The organism is Sandaracinobacter sp. T42, assembly GCF_059115405.1.
This window is the reverse complement of sequence record NZ_CM181101.1, coordinates 1383929-1402368: the sequence shown is the minus strand read 5'-3', so window position 1 is coordinate 1402368 and position 18440 is coordinate 1383929. Positions and strand designations below refer to the sequence as shown.

General features: G+C 67.9%; 16 protein-coding genes and 1 tRNA gene. 9 read left to right on the top strand and 8 right to left on the bottom strand.

The genetic code is table 11. From position 1 onward, the window contains the following. Positions 1–7: 7 nt before the first annotated feature. From ACW9TV_RS06740 to ACW9TV_RS06725, 4 genes are all read right to left on the bottom strand, one after another. Positions 8–547, bottom strand: coding sequence for a methylated-DNA--[protein]-cysteine S-methyltransferase (locus ACW9TV_RS06740; protein WP_494302740.1), 540 nt, complete (start codon positions 545–547; stop codon positions 8–10). After that, positions 544–1926 (bottom strand): 30S ribosomal protein S12 methylthiotransferase RimO, encoded by a 1383-nt coding sequence (rimO, locus tag ACW9TV_RS06735; protein ID WP_494305051.1) that lies wholly within the window; start codon positions 1924–1926, stop codon positions 544–546. The genes ACW9TV_RS06740 and rimO overlap by 4 nt, the downstream gene beginning before the upstream one ends. A gap of 38 nt (positions 1927–1964) precedes the next feature. Further along, a complete protein-coding gene (gene folE / locus ACW9TV_RS06730; protein ID WP_494305050.1) occupies positions 1965–2573 on the bottom strand; it encodes a GTP cyclohydrolase I FolE in 609 nt (202 codons plus the stop codon). 81 nt (positions 2574–2654) lie between these two features. Further along, positions 2655–2730: transfer RNA gene (locus ACW9TV_RS06725), tRNA-Thr, on the bottom strand. Positions 2731–2921: 191 nt separating this feature from the next. Here ACW9TV_RS06725 and ACW9TV_RS06720 point away from each other — a divergent pair. Together ACW9TV_RS06720 and ACW9TV_RS06715 are read left to right on the top strand one after the other, a co-directional pair. After that, positions 2922–4445: a YifB family Mg chelatase-like AAA ATPase gene (locus ACW9TV_RS06720; protein ID WP_494302739.1), complete on the top strand. Its 1524-nt coding sequence runs from the start codon at positions 2922–2924 to the stop codon at positions 4443–4445. Between the two features lie 135 nt (positions 4446–4580). After that, entirely contained in the window at positions 4581–5003 is a 423-nt protein-coding gene (locus ACW9TV_RS06715; protein ID WP_494302738.1) for a DUF805 domain-containing protein, read from the top strand. A gap of 61 nt (positions 5004–5064) precedes the next feature. Here ACW9TV_RS06715 and ACW9TV_RS06710 read toward each other — a convergent pair whose 3' ends face one another. Further along, complete coding sequence (locus ACW9TV_RS06710; protein WP_494302737.1) at positions 5065–6312, bottom strand: cytochrome P450; 1248 nt, start codon at positions 6310–6312, stop codon at positions 5065–5067. 85 nt (positions 6313–6397) lie between these two features. Next, positions 6398–7645 (bottom strand): dicarboxylate/amino acid:cation symporter, encoded by a 1248-nt coding sequence (locus ACW9TV_RS06705; RefSeq protein ID WP_494302736.1) that lies wholly within the window; start codon positions 7643–7645, stop codon positions 6398–6400. Positions 7646–7746: 101 nt separating this feature from the next. On the opposite strand from ACW9TV_RS06705, the gene ACW9TV_RS06700 reads away from it, so the two are divergent. The 3 genes from ACW9TV_RS06700 to ACW9TV_RS06690 all read left to right on the top strand — a co-directional run bounded on the left by ACW9TV_RS06700 (position 7747) and on the right by ACW9TV_RS06690 (position 11857). Next, positions 7747–8397: an HAD-IA family hydrolase gene (locus tag ACW9TV_RS06700; protein WP_494302735.1), complete on the top strand. Its 651-nt coding sequence runs from the start codon at positions 7747–7749 to the stop codon at positions 8395–8397. An 83-nt stretch (positions 8398–8480) separates the two neighbouring features. After that, entirely contained in the window at positions 8481–10853 is a 2373-nt protein-coding gene (locus tag ACW9TV_RS06695) for a beta-L-arabinofuranosidase domain-containing protein (RefSeq protein WP_494302734.1), read from the top strand. Further along, positions 10850–11857 (top strand): Ldh family oxidoreductase, encoded by a 1008-nt coding sequence (locus ACW9TV_RS06690; RefSeq protein WP_494302733.1) that lies wholly within the window; start codon positions 10850–10852, stop codon positions 11855–11857. Before ACW9TV_RS06695 ends, ACW9TV_RS06690 begins: the two co-directional genes overlap by 4 nt. Positions 11858–11914: 57 nt before the next feature. Here ACW9TV_RS06690 and ACW9TV_RS06685 read toward each other — a convergent pair whose 3' ends face one another. Both ACW9TV_RS06685 and ACW9TV_RS06680 read right to left on the bottom strand, forming a co-directional pair. After that, a complete protein-coding gene (locus ACW9TV_RS06685; protein ID WP_494302732.1) occupies positions 11915–13090 on the bottom strand; it encodes a M24 family metallopeptidase in 1176 nt (391 codons plus the stop codon). Then, positions 13087–14316 (bottom strand): NAD(P)/FAD-dependent oxidoreductase, encoded by a 1230-nt coding sequence (locus tag ACW9TV_RS06680; protein WP_494302731.1) that lies wholly within the window; start codon positions 14314–14316, stop codon positions 13087–13089. Before ACW9TV_RS06680 ends, ACW9TV_RS06685 begins: the two co-directional genes overlap by 4 nt. Before the next feature lie 86 nt (positions 14317–14402). On the opposite strand from ACW9TV_RS06680, the gene ACW9TV_RS06675 reads away from it, so the two are divergent. Genes ACW9TV_RS06675 through ACW9TV_RS06660 form a run of 4 tightly spaced genes read left to right on the top strand, consistent with a single transcriptional unit; the run spans position 14403 to position 18417 of the window. Continuing rightward, a complete protein-coding gene (locus ACW9TV_RS06675) occupies positions 14403–15317 on the top strand; it encodes a dihydrodipicolinate synthase family protein (RefSeq protein ID WP_494302730.1) in 915 nt (304 codons plus the stop codon). 8 nt (positions 15318–15325) lie between these two features. Next, positions 15326–16324 carry a 4-hydroxyproline epimerase gene (locus ACW9TV_RS06670; protein WP_494302729.1) on the top strand — a complete coding sequence of 333 codons (999 nt, stop codon included), beginning with the start codon at positions 15326–15328 and terminating at the stop codon, positions 16322–16324. Between the two features lie 10 nt (positions 16325–16334). Then, entirely contained in the window at positions 16335–17024 is a 690-nt protein-coding gene (locus ACW9TV_RS06665; RefSeq protein WP_494302728.1) for a GntR family transcriptional regulator, read from the top strand. Next, positions 17008–18417 (top strand): amino acid permease, encoded by a 1410-nt coding sequence (locus ACW9TV_RS06660; protein ID WP_494302727.1) that lies wholly within the window; start codon positions 17008–17010, stop codon positions 18415–18417. The genes ACW9TV_RS06665 and ACW9TV_RS06660 overlap by 17 nt, the downstream gene beginning before the upstream one ends. Positions 18418–18440 lie beyond the last annotated feature (23 nt).

Here is an 18440-nt window from a genome sequence, read left to right as displayed (position 1 = left end):
CCCGCCTTCAGAACAGGCTTTTCTGCGCCGCCTCCCACCCCTCATGGGCCAGCAGCCATGCTTTCCGGTCCAGCCCGCCCGCATAACCGGTCAGGCTTCCGTCCGCACCGATAACACGGTGGCACGGAACGACAATGGCCTGCGGATTACGGCCGTTCGCCGTGCCCACCGCACGGGCGTTCGGCCCCGCACCGGCGGCCGCGCCGCCCAGCGCCCGGGCGATGTCGCCATAGCTGCGCGTCTCGCCCGGGGGGATCCGGCGCAATTCCGCCCAGACCGCCCGCTCAAACGCACTGCCCACCGTCCCCGTCGCCAGCCCGTTGAGGGCCCGCAGTTCACCGGCGAAATAGCGCGCGAAGGCGCCCTCCAGATGGGGCGGAAGCGGCGATTCGCCCTCCGCCAGCGGCCCGATGCCGAATCGGGTCAGGCTGGTTTCCACCCGGCGCGGATCCGCGCGGAACTCGGCTGCCCACAGCGTGCCTGCCGCATCGTGCACCAGCGCCATCGGCCCCACCGGCGTCGGCAGCACCGAAAGCCGGAAGCTCATGCTCCGGCGGGTACGCCGAACAGGTCGAAGGCGTCCGCGTCCTCGATCAGCACCCGAATGATGTCACCGGGCTTCACGCCGGTTGCGTCGCGGAGCAGCACATGGCCGTCGATCTCGGGTGCATCGGCCTTGCTGCGGCCGGTCGCGCCGCCTTCGGCGTCAACCTCGTCGATGATCACATCCAGCATGCGGCCCACCTTCGCTGCCAGCTTCCGGGCGGAAATTTCCGCCGCCTTCGCCATGAAACGGTCGCGGCGTTCCTCCCGCACCTCCAGCGGCAGCGCGCCGGGCAGCGCGTTGGCGGCTGCCCCCGCCACCGGCTCATAGGCGAAGCAGCCCACCCGATCGAGCTGGGCTTCCTCCAGCCAGTCCAGCAGATACTGGAAATCCGCCTCCGTCTCGCCGGGGAACCCGGCAATGAAGGTGGAGCGGATGGCGATGTCGGGCACCATCCGGCGCCAGTTGCGGATCCGCTCCAGCACCAGCCCCTCGTTCCCCGGCCGCCGCATCGCCTTCAGCACAGGCGGAGAGGCGTGCTGGAAGGGGATGTCCAGATAGGGCAGGATCAGCCCTTCGGCCATCAGCGGGATCAGCTCGTCCACGCTGGCATAGGGGTAGATGTAATGCATCCGCACCCACGCACCCAGTGAACCCAGATCACGCGCCAGATCGGTGATATGCGCCCGCATTCCTTCTTCGTCCTGGCCGCGAATTCCGGGCGCGGCCCGCTTTCCTTCTTCGTCCTGGCCGCGAATTCCGGGCGCGGCCCGCTTGCCATATCGCGCATGCCGCAGATCCCGCCCATAGGCAGAGGTGTCCTGCGAGATGACCAGAAGTTCCTTCGTGCCGGCGGCCACCAGCTTCTCGGCCTCGCGCAGGATCGCGTCGGGCCGGCGGGAAACGAGATCACCCCGGATGGAAGGGATGATGCAGAAGCTGCAGCGATGGTTGCAGCCCTCGGAAATCTTCAGATAGCTATAGTGCTTCGGCGTCAGCTTCAGGCCCGCCCCGTCTTCAAATCTTGGCGGCACCAGGTCCAGGAAGGGCTGCGGCGGCATCGGCGCGGCTTCCTTCACCGCCCCCACCACCTGCTCATACTGCTGCGGCCCGGTCACGGCCAGCACGTCGGGGAAGCGGGCGCGGATGCTCTCCGCCTCGTTCACCATGCAGCCCGTCACGACCACCCGGCCGTTTTCCGCCATCGCCTCGCCGATGGCTTCCAGGCTTTCGGCCTTGGCGCTGTCCAGAAAGCCGCAGGTGTTCACGATCACCACGTCGGCCCCGGCATAATCGCCCGACAGCTGATACCCTTCCGACCGCAGGGAGGTCAGGATCCGCTCGCTGTCCACCAGCGCCTTGGGGCAGCCCAGCGAAACCATGCCCACCTTCTTCGGCGGCAGCAGGACAGTCGGGTCGCTCAACGGATGCCCACGCCCATCAGCGCCAGCACTTCCTTGCGGCTGCGCTCGTCCGAGCGGAACACCCCCATCATGCGGCTGGTCGTCATCGTCGCGCCCGTCGTCATCACGCCCCGGGCCGACATGCAGGCATGGCTCGCCTCCACCACCACGGCGACACCGCGCGGGTTCAGCACGTCCTGAATGGCGTCTGCGATCTCGGCCGTCAGCCGTTCCTGAACCTGCAGCCGCCGGGCATAGCCCAGCGCCACGCGGGCGAGCTTGGACAGGCCCACCACCCGGTCGGTCGGCAGATAGGCGATGTGCACCTTGCCGATGATCGGCGCCATGTGATGCTCGCAGTGGCTCTGGAACGGGATGTCGCGCAGCAGCACGATCTCGTCATAGCCGCCCACCTCGCGGAAGGTGCGCGAAAGATGCTCGCGCGGATCTTCCCGATAGCCCCGGAAATATTCCTGATAGGCCCGCGCGACCCGCCCCGGGGTATCCAGCAGCCCTTCGCGCCCGGGATCGTCGCCGGCCCAGCGGATCAGCGTGCGCACGGCATCCAGCACCTCGGCCGGGATTGCAGCGTCGCGATCGGGCGCGGGCGTGTCATCGTGGTTCATGTGAAAATCAGCCATCTTCGCCCCCAGGGAGTTTTCCGCAATGTAGGAACCCCTGTGGCCCCGGACAATCGGCACAAGGAATGGTGCCGGCTACAGGATTCGAACCCGTGGCCCCCTGATTACAAATCAGGTGCTCTACCAACTGAGCTAAGCCGGCGCCTCTGTCGGGCGGCGTTTAACGGAAAGGCTGTCGCTCTGCAAACCATGGTGACGCAAAGCGGGGCGGCACCGCCTGACAGAAGTGGAAGTCCCCCGCGCCCGGGGCCAGCCATCCCCCTTCCCCGCAAGGGCCCCGGCAGCTAGGAATTCGGATGTGGGTCGGACCACGCTGCAGGGGTTCCCCACGAAATGGTCGCGCGAATTGCGACGGTCGCCTATGTCGGGCTCGAAGCCCGCGCCGTCGATGTGCAGGTGCAACTGGCCTCCGGCCTCGTCAGTTTCGTGGTTGTCGGCCTGCCGGACAAGGCCGTGAAGGAAAGCCGGGACCGCGTCTCGGCCGCCTTTGCGGCGCTGGGCCTCGCCATGCCGGCGAAGAAGATCACCGTGAACCTCGCCCCGGCCGATCTCGAAAAGGCCGGCTCCCACTATGATCTGCCCATCGCGCTGGGGCTGCTGGCGGCCATGGGCGTGGTCGATGCGGAATCGCTCGCCCATTATGTCGCCGTCGGCGAACTGTCGCTCGACGGGCGCATTTCGCCCTCGCCGGGCGTGCTGCTGGCCGCCATGCACGCCTCGGCACGCGGGCTGGGCCTGATCTGCCCCGCAGCGCAGGGGCCCGAAGCCGCCTGGCTCGCCGGCACGGCCGAAGGGATGGAAGTGCTGGCCGCCCCCGATCTCCATGCCCTCGTCGCCCATCTGAAGGGCGGCGATCCCCTGCCGCCGCCCGATCCGGCCCGGCTGGAAGCGCGCCCCTTCACTGGCCCCGACCTCGGCGATGTGAAGGGGCAGGAAACGCCCCGGCGCGCGCTGGAAATCGCGGCCGCCGGCGGCCACAACCTGCTGATGTGCGGCCCGCCCGGCGCGGGCAAGTCGATGATGGCGGCCGCCCTTCCGGGCATCCTCCCCGAACTCACCACGGCAGAGGCGCTGGAGGTGGCAATGATCGCCAGCCTTGCCGGCACGCTGGAGGGCGGGAAGATCGCCCGCGCCCGCCCGTTCCGCGCGCCGCACCATTCGGCCTCCATGCCAGCACTGGTGGGCGGCGGCGCCCGGGCCAGGCCCGGCGAAGTCAGCCTCGCCCATCTGGGCGTGCTGTTCCTGGATGAGCTGCCCGAATTCCAGCGCGGCACGCTGGATGCCCTGCGTCAGCCGCTGGAACGCGGCGAGGTCGAAGTCGCCCGGGCGGCCTGCCACGCTACCTACCCGGCGCGCGTGCAACTGGTCGCCGCCATGAATCCCTGCCGATGCGGGCATCTGGCGGATGCGGCGCTGGCCTGCGCCCGCGCACCGCGCTGCGCTGCCGACTATCAGTCGAAGATCTCCGGCCCGCTGATGGACCGGATCGACCTGTTCGTGGACATCGAGGCGGTGAAGGCGTCCGACCTCGCCCTGCCCCCGCCCGCCGAACGCAGCGCCGATGTCGCGGTCCGGGTGGCCGCCGCGCGCCGCTTGCAGTCCGCCCGCTATGCCGGAACGCCCGCCCGCACCAATGCAGAGGCAGAGGGCAGGCAGCTGGAAACGCCGGATCTGCTCTCGGAGGATGCAAGGCAATTTCTGCTTCGCGCCGCCGAGACGATGAAGCTGTCGGCCCGCGCCTGGACAAGGGTGCTGCGGGTGGCGCGCACCATCGCCGATCTGGAGGGGACGGAACAGACCGGCCGCGCCCATGTCGCCGAAGCCCTGGGGTTCCGCCGCAGGGCGCCCGTCGCATGACAGGCGCGGAACGAACAGGATGAAAAGGCGCCGGAGGGCCTTGCGTGATCCGGCGCGGCTCCTGCTGGCTAAGGCGTGGAAGCTGCGCTAGAAATCAGCTCTCAACCCGTGGTCGAAGGGGCCGCCATGTCATTGATGTTCGAACCACTCCGCAAATATGCAAGCTTTTCCGGCCGCGCCCGGCGCCGGGAATACTGGCTCTGGCAGCTGTTCATGATCCTGCTGTTCGGGGGACTGACGGCCTGGCTCATCGCCAGCATCGGCCCCATCTCCCCGGGCGCCACCCCTGAAGAGCTCGCGATCACGGCGCAGGGGATCCCGGCCGCCACCTGGCCCATGGCCGCTATTGCAATCGCCTCGATCGGCCTGTTCCTCCCCTCGCTCGCCGTCACCGTGCGCCGCATCCACGACAGCGGCAATTCCGGCTGGTGGATCCTGATCAGCCTCACCGCCGTCGGCAGCCTCGTCATCCTCGTCTTCGCGCTGATCGATGGCACGCCGGGGCCGAACCGCCACGGCCCCGATCCCAAGGGCAGACCCGCGCCGGACGATCGGTGAACGAAAAGCGCCCCGGCCGCATCCGGCCGGGGCGCTTCGTTCGCTCAGCCGTTTCCGGGCGTCAGCCGCGCGTCATCACAACGGGCAGGCTGCGAAAGCCGTGGACGAACGAGGAATAGACGCGCACGGGTTCGCCCACCACCTCAACCTTCATCTTCCGCCGGTGCATTTCCTCCAGCAGGATGCCGATCTGCAGTTCGGCCAGCCGCGCACCGACGCAGCGGTGGATGCCGAACCCGAAGCTCAGGTGCCGGCGGGCGTTTTCCCGCGTCGGATCAAAGATGTCGGCATCGGGGAAGATGCTCTCGTCGCGGTTGGCGGAAAGATACCACATGATCACCTTTTCGCCCGCGCGGATCAGTTGGCCGCCCACCTCGAAATCCTGTGTGGCGGTGCGGCGCATGTGCGCCAGCGGCGTCTGCCAGCGGATCAGTTCCGAAACCGCGTTCGGGATCAGCGACGGATCCGCCATCATCTTCGCCCAGCCGGCCGGATGCAGGTTCTGCACCATGGCAGAGCCGGACATGGTGTTGCGCGTGGTGTCGTTGCCGCCCACGATCAGCAGCACGAGGTTCCCCAGATATTCCTGAGGCGTCATGTTCCGCGTGGCGTCCGAATGGATCATCATGGAAATCAGGTCGGGGCGTGGCTCCTTGTTCGCCCGCTCGTTCCACAGGTTGGTGAAATAGCCGACCATCTCGAACAGGATTTCCCAGCGCTGCCGGTTCTTCTCGTCGTCCTCGATCGCCTCGAAGTCGGCCGCCGTGTCAGACCATTTGGTCAGCAGCCGGCGATCCTCCCAGGGGAAATCGAACAGGATGGCCAGCATGCCCGTCGTCAGCTCGATGGAGACCTTGTCCACCCAGTCGAACGTCTCGCCCACCGGCAGCGAATCGAGCAGTTCCACCGTGCGCTGGCGGATGCCTTCGCGCTGGCGCGCCATCTCGGCCGGGGTGAAGGCGGGCGCCACGGTGCGGCGCTGACCGGTATGCTGGGGCCGGTCCATGGCGATGAACATCGGCATCTGGGGCTCGTCCTCGCGCCCCTCGGGCCGGTCGGCGATGGTTATGCCGCCCCGCTCCCAGCTGGACGAGAAGATGTCGGGCCGCCCCTCCACCTCCATGATGTGATGGTGCGAGACAATGTTCCAATAGGGGCCGTACATGCTTTCCGGGCACCAGTGCACCGGCCCCGCCCGCCGCATCTCGGCGAAATAGGGCAGCACATGCCGGTAATCGGTCCACAGATGCGGGTTCCCGATATCAAGTACCTCCAGCGGCAATGCCGCCGGTCGTGCAAGCGTGGCCATCGTCTCACTCCCTCATTGTTGCGCAAAGCGTAACTCAAGAGGGGGGCAAGTCAAGGCAGTGCGGAGTAGAACTCCGCAAAATGGGTCAGGCCGACGGCCCTGTGCCGGCAGGCCGTTTCGATTCCCATTCCGCCACCACCGCAGTCGCCACCGCATTGCCCACCACGTTCGTGGCGGAGCGGCCCATGTCCAGGAAATGGTCCACGGCCAGGATCAGGATCAGCCCGGCTTCGGGAATGTTGAACTGCCCCAGCGTGGCCGCGATCACCACCAGGCTCGCGCGGGGCACGCCCGCCATCCCCTTCGACGTCACCATCAGGATCAGCAGCATCGCCACTTCCTGCGCGATCGTCAGGTCGATGCCATAGGCCTGCGCGATGAAGATCGTCGCAAAGGAACAGTACATCATCGAACCGTCCAGGTTGAAGCTGTAGCCCAGCGGTAGCACGAAGCTCGCGATCTTGGGCGGCACGCCGAACCGCTCCAGCGCTTCCAGGGTCCGGGGATAGGCGGCCTCCGAACTGGCCGTCGTGAAGGCCAGCACGAACGGATCGCGGATCTCCAGCGCAAGCCGGCCCACGCGGCGCATCCCGATCACCAGGCCGCCCGCCAGCAGGATCACCACCATCAGCAGCGCCAGCGCCACATAGAAGCCGCCCATGAAGGCGCCATAGGTGATCAGCACGCCCAGGCCGCGTTCGGCGATGGTGGACGTCACGGCCGCGAACACCGCAAGCGGCGCGAAACGCATCACGAACCCCGTCACGATCAGCATCAGGTGCATGATCGCATCCGCCGCCTTCAGGATGGGCGCGCCCTTCTCCCCCATCCTCGCAAGCGCCACGCCCGCGAACAGGCTGAAGATCACGATCTGCAGGATCTCGTTGGTCGCCAGCGCCTCGAAGATGGATTTCGGAACCAGGTGGGTCACGAACTTCTTCAGGTCGAACCCCGTGGTGGAAATCCCGCTGTCGGCCGTCGCCGGCGGCAGCGGAAGGTCAAGCCCCACGCCCGGCTGCAGCAGGTTCACGGCAAGGATGCCGATGATGATCGAAACGAACGACGCGCCGACGAACCAGCCCAGCGCCCGCCCGCCGATCCGCCCCAGCGCGCTGGCGTCGCCGCCCATGTGGCCGATGCCCGAAACCAGCGCCGCGAACACCAGCGGGGCGATGATCATCTTGATCAGCCGCAGGAACAGGTCGGTCACGATGCCGAGATAATAGACGATCTCCTTCACCGTTTCCGGCGAAGCGGCGCTGTTCGCCGCGAACCCCACCACAAGCCCCAGCAGCAGCGCGCCGAGGATCCACCAGGTCAATGTCTTTCCCATGCTGCGTCGGTGCCAGCTTGACGCGAATGGAGCAAGCAGTCTTCCCAGTTGCGCGCGACCGATCCCGCGGTCAGTCAGGCGCTGCAGCAGGGAGGACACAGGTGACAGGCAGCTTCAGCGCGATTCTCTGGGATTTCGGCGGCGTGATCACGACTTCGCCGTTCGAGGCGTTCAACCGGCACGAGGCTGCGCGCGGCCTGCCCCACGGCTTCATCCGCAGCGTCAACGCCGTGAACCCCGACAGCAATGCCTGGGCGAAGCTGGAACGCAACGAAATCGATGGCGACGCGTTCGACACGCTGTTCCGCGCAGAGGCGCTGGCGCTCGGCCACGACGTGCGCGGCGCCGAAGTGCTGCCGCTGCTCTCGGGCGATATCCGCCCCCGCATGGTCGCCACGCTCGACAGGCTGAAGCAGGCGGGCTTCACCATCGGCTGCATCACCAACAACGCCCAGGTGGGCCATGGCCCGGGGATGAGCGACGATGGCGCCAAGGCCGCCGCGGTCTCGGCCATCCTCGCCCGTTTCGATCATGTGATCGAAAGCTCGAAGGCCGGCGTCCGCAAGCCCGATCCCCGCATCTATCTCATGATGTGCGAAGCGCTCTCGCTCGCGCCATCCCGATGCGTCTACCTTGATGATCTCGGCATCAACTGCAAACCTGCCGCCGCGCTCGGCATGAAGGCGATCAAGGTCAACTCCGAAGCGCAAGCGCTGGCCGACCTCGGGGCGGTTCTGGGCCTCGATCTCTGAACACCCTCCCGGGGGCCCGCCGGCTTGACCTTCGGCGTCATTATCGTCTATCGTATACGATATTGCCGCCATAGGGAGACGACATGCCGACGCTCAGGCGCCGCGAGCTTCTGGCGGGGGCGGCGGCCGTCGCCACCCCGCTGCCACGCCTGGCCGCCCGCGCGGCCACCGGCCCCGCGCAGGCGCGCCCCCTGCCGCTCCCGGCCGTCCGCCTGAAGCCCTCCGATCACGCCCGGGCCGTCGAAACGAACCGCGCCTATCTGCACCGGCTCCAGCCAGACAGGCTGCTGCACAATTTCCGCAAGTTTGCCGGGCTGGAACCGAAGGCCCCGATCTACGGCGGCTGGGAATCCGATACCATCGCCGGCCACACGCTGGGCCATTACCTGACCGCGCTGACGCTGATGCATCAGCAGACAGGCGACACGGAGCTGCGCCGCCGCGCGGATTACATCGTGGCGGAACTGGCGGAGGCACAGGCAAGACGCGGCAACGGCTATGTCGGCGCACTCGGCCGCAAGCGGAAGGACGGAACCGTGGTGGACGGGGAAGAGATCTTCCCTGAGATCATGCGCGGCGAGATCCGTTCCACCGGCTTCGATCTCAACGGCAGCTGGGCGCCGCTCTATACCATGCACAAGCTGTTCGCCGGCCTGCTGGACGTGCATGCCGCCTGGGGCAACCGCCAGGCGCTGGCCGTGTTGGAAGGGCTCGCCGGCTATTTCGAACGGGTGTTCGCCCCGCTCACACCCGATCAGGTGCAGCAGGTGCTGGCCTGCGAATATGGCGGCCTTGCCGAAAGCTATGCCGAACTCGCCCACCGCACCGGCAATGCGCGCTGGCTGAAGATGGCGGAACTTCTGTATGACAGGAAGGTGCTGGATCCGATCTTCGCGGGCGAGGACAGGCTGGCCAACATCCACGCAAACACCCAGATCCCCAAGCTGATCGCCCAGGCCCGAATCCATGAAGTCGCCGGCGCCCCGGATCGCGCGAAGGCCGCCCGTTTCTTCTGGGATCGCGTCACGGGCCATCATTCCTATGTGATCGGCGGCAACGCGGACCGCGAATATTTCTTCGAGCCCGACAGCATCGCGAAACACATCACCGAACAGACGTGTGAGCATTGCAACAGCTACAACATGATGAAGCTGACGCGGCATCTTTGGGCCTGGCAGCCGGATGGCGCGCTGTTCGATTATTACGAACGCACCCACCTGAACCACACACTTGCCGCCCAGGATCCGGAAACCGGCGGCTTCACCTACATGACCCCGCTGATGTCGGGCATCCCGCGCGACTATTCCAGCGACAGGGACGACCAGTTCTGGTGCTGCGTCGGCTCCGGCATGGAGGCGCATGCTAAGCATGGCGACAGCATCTTCTGGGAAGGCCCCCCGGGCGGGGAATGGGCCGGCACGCTGTTCGTGAACCTCTACATCCCGGCCGATGCGCAGTGGGCCACCCGCCGCGCGCAGCTCTCGCTGGACACCGCCTACCCTTATCGCGGCGATGCCGTGCTCCGCTTCACGCAGCTGGAACCCGGCCGGTTCCCGGTCGCGCTGCGGGTGCCCGGCTGGGCGGCGGGCCGGGCCGATGTCCGCGTGAACGGAAAGACGGTGCAGGCCGCCGCCGTGCGCGGCTATGCCGTCGTCGACCGCAAGTGGAAGGCCGGTGACACCCTCTCGATCCATCTGCCCATGGCGCTGCGGCTGGAATCCGCGCAGGGCGATGCCGGCACCGTCGCCGTGCTGCGCGGTCCTCTGGTGCTGGCCGCCGATCTCGGCCCGGCCGACAAGCCCTTCACCGCCGCCGCGCCGGCCCTCGTCGGCACGGACCTGCTGGCCGGCTTCACCGCCACGGATCCCGAACGGGCCCTCTATGCCGCCCGCGGCGTCGTCCGGCCCGGCGATCTCGCCTTTGCGCCCTTCCACCGCCAGCACCATCGCCGCAGCGCCGTCTATTTCCGCCGCTTCACAGACAGCGAATGGGCCGCAGAGGAAACCGCCTTCCTCGCCGAACAGGCGCGGCTGAAGGATCTCGCCGCCCGTTCCGTCGATGTCATGCACCTGGGCGAAATGCAGCCCGAGCGCGACCATGACCTGACCAGCGAAATCTCCTATCCCGTGGTCTATCGCGGCCGACAGGGCCGGGACGCCCGTTCCGGCGGCTTCATCGAGTTCACGATGAAGGTCCGGCCCGGCCCGCTGGTGCTGCAATCCACCTACTGGGGCGATGAGCGCCCCCGCACCTTCGACATCCTGATCGACGGGCAGAAGATCGCCACACAGAAGCTGGGGCACGACAGGCCCGGCGAATTCATCGACATCGATACCCCCGTCCCGCCTGCCCTCACGCAGGGCAAGACCCGCGTGCGCGTGAAGTACGTGCCGCACGACCGCAACACCGCAGGCCCCGTTTTCGGCGTGCGTCTCTTCACGGAAAAGCCCGAATGACCGACGTCCACCTGACCCTCGACGATCTGCGGACACTCGCCCGCACCACGCTGCGCCGTGTCGGCCTTGCCTCCGACCATGCCGATGCCATCGCCGAAACCATGGTGGCGGGCGAACGCGACGGCTGCGCCAGCCACGGGATCTACCGCCTGCTGGTCGCGGCCAACAGCGTGGCGAAGGGCGTCGCCGTGCCCGATGCCGTGCCCGTCGTTTCCGAACCCGCGCCCGCGCTGGTAAAGGTGGATGGCCGGGGCGGCTTCGCCCAGCTGCCCTTCGAACGCGGGCTGCCGCTGCTGGTGGAAAAGGCCCGGAATCACGGCATCGCCGCGCTCGCCATCACCAACGCCGTGCATTTCGCCGCCCTCTGGCCAGAAGTGGAGGCCGTCACGGCCCACGGCCTGGTGGCGCTGGCCTTCACCCCCAGCCACGCCTGGGTGGCGCCCGCCGGCGGCACGAAACCCGTGTTCGGCACCAACCCCATCGCCTTCGGCTGGCCCCGCCGCGGCCGCGATCCCTTCGTATTCGATTTCGCCACCAGCGCCGTCGCACGCGGAGAGATCGAGCTGCACCGCCGCGCCGGCAAGCCCGTGCCGGAAGACTGGGGCTATGATGCCGCCGGCAACCCCACCACCGATGCCGCCGCCGTGCTCGATGGCGCCATGCGCACCTTCGGCGGCCACAAGGGCTCCGCGCTCGCCGCCATGGTCGAACTGCTGGCCGGCCCCCTGATCGGAGACATGACGAGCGCCGAATCCATCGCCGCCGACGCCGGGCGCGGCGGCTCCCCCATCGGCGGAGAGCTGATCCTGGCGCTGGATCCGGAACGCTTCCTCGGCGCCGACCTCGAAGACAGGTTCGCGGCTGCCGAAGCCATGTTCCATACGATCGAGGCCCAGGGCGCGCGCCTTCCCTCCAGCCGCCGCTACGCCGCCCGCGCCCGAAGCCTCGTCGAAGGCGTCACCATCCCGGGGCAGCTCTACGCCGACATCCTGAAGATCGCCTGAGCCGGAAGATCCGCCGGTCCCGCGCCGCCGCAGGCGGCGGACCGGCGCATCGCGCGGTCAGCCGAAGGGCCGTTCCAGCGAAACCTGGGGCTCGGTGAACCATTTCGCGCCGGTCGCCGTCATGTGGAAATGGTCTTCCAGCCGGATCCCGTAACGATCCGGCACCACGATCATCGGCTCGTTCGAAAAACACATGCCCTCGACCAGGGGCGTCCTGTCGCCGCGCACAAGATAGGCGGGCTCGTGGATGGCAAGGCCGATGCCGTGGCCGGTGCGGTGGGGAAGGCCCGGAAGCCTGTAGTCCGGGCCCAGACCCGCCTTTTCCAGCACCGCCCGGGCGGCCGCGTCCACCGCTTCGCAGGGCACGCCCGGCACAGCCGCCTCGAAGGCTGCGGCCTGCGCCTCCTTTTCCAGCGCCCACAGGCTGCGGATCTCGGCATCCACCGCGCCGAAGGCGTAGGTGCGGGTGATGTCGGAATGATAGCCGTCCACCGTGGTGCCGGTGTCGATCAGCACAAGTTCGCCCGCCTGAAGCTGCTGGTCGCCCGGCAGGCCGTGCGGGAAGGCCGTGGCCCGGCCGAACTGCACCGCACAGAAGGTGGACCCCGTTCCCGCCAGCGCCCGGTGCGCGGAATCGATGAAGCGCTTCACCTCGCTGGCGCGGATGCCGGGGCTCAGGATTCGCGCGGCGCGGCGGTGCACCTCCAGCGTGATGTCCTTCGCCTGCTGCATCAGCGCCAGTTCGGCCGCTGACTTGCGCATGCGCAGGCCGTCGATCACGGGCGCGCCGTCCAGGATCGTCAGCCTGTCCCCCAGCCGCTGCGCCGCGCCGAAATTCAGCAGCGGATCCACCGCCAGCACCGCACCAGTCGGCAGGGAACGGATGACAAGGTCGGTCGGGCTCTCATCCTCTTCCCACAGGCGGATGTCGGCCGGAATCGCCAGCTCCGCCTGCAGGGAACCCAGTTCGAAGGCGGGGCAGATCATCACGGGCTCCCCGGAAACCGGCAGCAGCAGCGCCACCAGCCGCTCCGTCACGCCCCAGCTGACGCCGGTGAAATAGCGCAGGCTGGCGCCTGCGTTCACCAGCAGGGCGTCCGCGCCCAGCGCCGCCGTCGCTGCGCGGGCGCGGGCGATGCGGCCCAGCCGCTCCGCCACGCTGATGGCGGGCGCGCGAACGGGCCAGGGCTTCAGCGTCGCCAGTTCGGCATCTGCGGTCGAGCCACCAATCATCGGCGTCCTCCAAAGCGGGCAAGATCAAAGGGTTTCAGCGGCACGGGCGGGGCATCGCCCGCCACCAGCCCGGCCACCAGTTCCGCCGTGATGGCGGCCAGCGTCAGGCCCAGATGCTGGTGCCCAAAGGCATAGATCAGGTTCGGCGCTTCCGCCGCCCGACCAATGGCGGGCAGATAATCCGGCAGCGTCGGCCGCGCCCCCATCCAGCGCGTGAACGGCCCGTGCAGCGGCAGCCCCAGTGCCGCCACATGGGATTCCAGCCGCGCCCATTTGCGCGGATCCGGCGGCGCGTCGACAGATCCGAACTCCACAAAGCTCGCCGCCTGCACCTGCGTCGCATAGCGGGTAACGATCATCGACCGGTCCTCGAACACCAGCGGCGGCATGTCCGCCGGCCAGTGCGCGGCATCCGCCCGGATATGATAGCCCCGCTCGGCGATCAGCGGCGCGTTCAGCCCGGCAGGCGCCACCAGCGGGGCGCTGCGCGCGCCGGCACACACCAGCACGCAATCGGCTTCCTGTCCCGGCACCGTGGCCCGTCCGGCCCGCACCGCAACCACGCCACGCTCCCGCAGGATTCGCCCGCCGGCTGCCAGTAGCGCCGCTTCCAGCGCATCCGCCAGCTGCCCCGGATCCGCGATCTGCGCGGTTCCGGCGAAGCGCGCCGCCCCCGCGACGGGCACATTCGTCACGCCCCGGATCGCGGCCAGATCGTCCTCGCTGACCGGAAGCATATGCGCCGTGCCCGTGTCCGCCGCCGCCCAGGCGGCCATGCCCCTGGCCGCGCTCGCCTTGCTTTCCCATGCCACCAGATGGCCGTCGCATTTCAGCAGGTCGGGGCGCCCGATGGTCTCAGCCAGCCGCTTCCAGGCGGGCAGCGCGGCAGCCAGCAGCGGGCGCAGCGCGGCGCAGCCGTCCTCGAACCCGTCCCGGCTGGCGGCGTTCACGAACCGAAGGGCGAAGGGAAGCCAGTGCGGCGCCTGCCGCAGCGGCAGGTCCATCGCCCCGCCGGCCGCGAATCGCCGCCGCCAGGCCGACAGCAGCGTTTCCGGGGACGCCAGCGGCGCCACCTGTTCGGTGGCGATGTGCCCGGCATTACCCCAGCTGGCCGCGGCCCGTCCGCTCTCCGGCTCCAGCACCGTCACGGCATGCCCGCCGCGCGCCAGGGCAATCCCGCAAGACAGCCCGACAACCCCGCCGCCGATCACCAGGATGCGGCTCATTGGAAACATCCGCCCGGAAAATGCCCGCTTGCCATGCCTGAGTCAGTATCGTATACGATATCCGAAGTCAAACAAGGAACGAGATGATGGCAATCGGTTGGAAGGGTGTTTTCCCGGCGGTGACGACCCAGGTTCGGGCGGATCTGTCGATCGATCTGGCAGACACCCAGCGCGTGGTCGACGATCTCATTCGCGACGGCGTCACCGGCGTGATCGCGCTTGGCACCGTGGGTGAGAACAACTCGCTGGAATTCGAAGAGAAGATTTCCGTCCTCTCGGCCATCGCAGAGGTGGTGAAGGGCCGCGTGCCCGTGATCACCGGCGTGTCCGAATATGATACCCGCCGCGCCGCCCGCTATGCGCAGGCCGCCGAGAAGGCCGGCGCGGACGGGCTGATGCTTCTGCCCCCCATGGTCTATGTGCCCAAGCCCGCCGAACTCGCCGCCCACTTCAGGGGCGTCGCGGAAAAGACCGGCCTGCCCATCATGCTCTACAACAACCCGCCCGCCTATCGCACCACCATCGGCAACGAGGTGCTGGATGCGGTGAAGGACGTGCAGAACATCGTGGCGATCAAGGAATCGGCACCCGATACCCGCCGCTTCACCGACATCCGGAACGATTTCGGCGACCGCTTCACCCTGTTCGCCGGGCTCGACGATGTAGCCCTGGAAGGCCTGTATCTGGGTGCGCAGGGCTGGGTTTCCGGCCTCACCAACGCCTTCCCGAAGGAATCCGTGGAACTGGTCGCCGCCTTCGAACGGGGCGACCATGCCAAGGCGCTGGAAATCTATCGCTGGTTCATGCCGCTGCTTCACCTGGATGCCGATCATGATCTGGTCCAGTGCATCAAGCTCGCCGAAGAGGTGATGGGCCGCGGATCCGAACGCGTCCTGCCGCCGCGCCATGTGCTGGAAGGCGCCCGCCGCGCCCAGGTCATCGCGATGGTGGAAAAGGCTGCCGCCACCCGGCCGGCGCTGGGCGGCAGCAAGGCGGCCTGATCGCCCCCATGCGCCACACCTTTTTCTGCATTGATGGTCATACCGCCGGCAACCCCGTCCGCCTCGTGGCGGGCGGGGCCCCGCTGCTGAAGGGCGGCAGCATGTCGGAACGGCGGCAGGATTTCCTGGCCCGGTTCGACTGGATCCGCACCGGTCTCTGCTTCGAGCCGCGCGGCCATGACATGATGTCGGGCGGCTTTCTGTATCCGCCAACCACGCCCGATGCCGATGTGGGCATCCTGTTCATCGAAACCTCCGGCTGCCTGCCCATGTGCGGCCATGGCACCATCGGCATGGTCACCTTCGCGCTGGAAAACGGGCTGGTCACGCCCGCCACGCCGGGCCGGCTGAAGATCGAGGTGCCCGCCGGGTTGATCGACATCGCCTATGAAACGGCGGGCGACCGGGTGACTTCGGTCAAGATCACCAATGTACCCGCCTATGTGGCGGCGTGGGGGATCGAGGTGGAACTGGATGGCCTCGGCCCGCTGAAGGTCGATGTGTCCTATGGCGGCAACTACTACGCCATCGTCGAGCCGCAAGGCGCCTATACCGGGCTTGACGATCTGGGCGCGTCCCGCATCGTCGAACTGTCGGGCCGGCTGCGCGAAGCGATCCGCGCAGTGTATGAACCCGTCCACCCGCTGGATCCGACGATCCGGGGCGTCAGCCACATCCTGTGGGCCGACAGGCCGAAGCATGCGGGCGCGGACGGCCGCAACGCGGTCTTCTATGGCGACAAGGCGATCGACCGCAGCCCCTGTGGCACCGGCACCTCGGCCCGCCTCGCGCATCTGCATGCGCAAGGGAAGCTGGCTGTCGGCCAGGCCTTCGTCCACGAAAGCTATATCTGCAGCCGCTTCACCGGCCGGGTCGAGGCGGAAACAAGGCTGGGCGACCAGCCGGCCATCATCCCCTCCATACAGGGCTCCGCGATCCAGACGGGGCTGAACACGATCTGGATTGACCGCGCCGATCCCTTCTGGGAGGGGTTCCAGGTCAAATGAGGAACCCTGCTTGAGCCTTGTCGTGCGCACACTGTCGGATCGTGTGTATGAAATCGTGCGCGAGCAGATCGTCACGGGGCGCCTGGCAGACAATGCCCCCATCCGTCAGGATACGCTGGCCGCGGAGCTGGGTATCAGCAAGATCCCCCTGCGCGAGGCGCTGGCCCGGCTGGAGCAGGATGGCCTGATCCTCAGCCACGCCAACCGGGGCTATCAGGTGCAGCCGCTTTCGGCCCGCCAGCTCGACGAGATCTTCGAACTGCGGCTGTCGATCGAACCGGCCGCAGCCGCCCATGCCGCGCAAACCGCCGCCAACCCGGAACGAGCGGCTGTGATGGAGGCGTTCGAACGGCTGGACAGCGCCGCAGGCGCAAATCTGGCGCAGGTGGCCGTGTGCAACCGCGAATTCCATGTGGCCCTTACCCGCAACCCGGACAGACCGCTGACCACGCAGATCGTGGAACGGCTGGCGATCATGGCGGAGCGCTATGTGGTCGCGCATCTGGCGCCGGCCGGCCGTGGAACAAGGGCCCACAACGAACATCGCCAGCTGATGGACGCATTCCTGGCGCGCGACGGCGACCGGCTGGAATCCCTGCTGGCGTCGCACATCCGCGCAACGCTGGATGACCTGAAGAACGAACTGGGCGCGGCCAATTCCGCGCGAGAGGGAAAGGCCGTGAATGTTCTCGAGACGTAAGGCGCTCAGCGATGTTGCGAAGCATGCAGAGGCCCATGCCCTTTCCAAGACCTTGTCCTGGCCACACCTGATCGCACTGGGCGTCGGCGCCATTGTCGGCACTGGCATCTACACCCTGACGGGCGTGGGCGCCGAACGCGCCGGCCCCGCCGTGATCCTGGCCTTCGCCATCGCGGGCGCCGTCTGCGCCTGCGCCGCGCTGGCCTATACCGAACTTGCCACCATGATCCCGGCGGCGGGCAGCGCCTATACCTTCAGCTATGCCGCCATCGGCGAGGCTGTCGCCTGGGTGGTGGGGTGGAGCCTGATCCTGGAATATTCGCTGGCCTGTTCCACCGTCGCCGTGGGCTGGTCGGGGTATCTCGTCGGCTGGATCCAGTCTGCCGGGGTGGATCTGCCACAGGCGCTGCTGGTGGGGCCGCACGCCGGCGGCATCATCAACCTGCCGGCCGTGCTGGTGGCTTTGGCGGTGATGGGCCTGCTGATCGCGGGCACGCGGGAAAGCGCCACGCTGAACATCATCCTGGTGATCATCAAGCTGGCCGCCCTTGCCGCCTTCGTGCTGTTCGCCCTGCCCGCCTTCGACAGCGGCAACCTGAAGCCCTTCATGCCCTATGGCTTCGGCTCCGCCCCGGATGCGGATGGCGTGCAGCGCGGGGTCATGGCGGCTGCGGCCATCGTGTTCTTCGCCTTTTATGGCTTCGACGCCGTCGCCACCTCGGCCGAGGAAGCGAAGAACCCGAAGCGCGACCTGACGATCGGCATCATCGGATCAATGGCGGTGTGCACGCTGCTTTACATGCTGGTGGCCGTGGCCGCCATCGGCGCGCTGCCGCACACCCAGCTGGCCAATTCGCCCGAGCCGCTGGCACTGGTGCTGCGAACGCTGAACCAGCCTGTCGCCGCTCATCTGGTGGCGCTGGCCGCCATCATCGCCTTGCCATCGGTGATCCTGGTGATGATGTACGGGCAGAGCCGCATCTTCTTCGTGATGGCACGCGACGGGCTGCTGCCGCGCAGCCTTGCGAAGGTGAGCCCGCGCACGGGCGCGCCGACGCGGATCACCATCCTGACGGGGCTTTCCATCGCGGCCGTCGCCGGCGTGTTCCGGCTGGACGAGATCGCCGAACTGGCGAACGCCGGGACGCTGCTGGCCTTCATTTCGGTGGGCGCCTGCCTGATGATCCTGCGCCGCACCGCGCCCGACGCCCAGCGCCTGTTCCGCAGCCCGGCGCCGTTCCTGGTGGGCACGCTGGCGATCCTGGGCTGCCTGTACCTGCTGTTCAGCCTGCCCGGCACCACGCTGGTCCGGTTCGGCATCTGGAACCTGATCGGCCTTTGCATCTACTTCGCCTACAGCAGGCGGCACAGCCTGATGGCAAGGGCCGGCTAGGGAGGCGAGCAGCGGGCCGACAA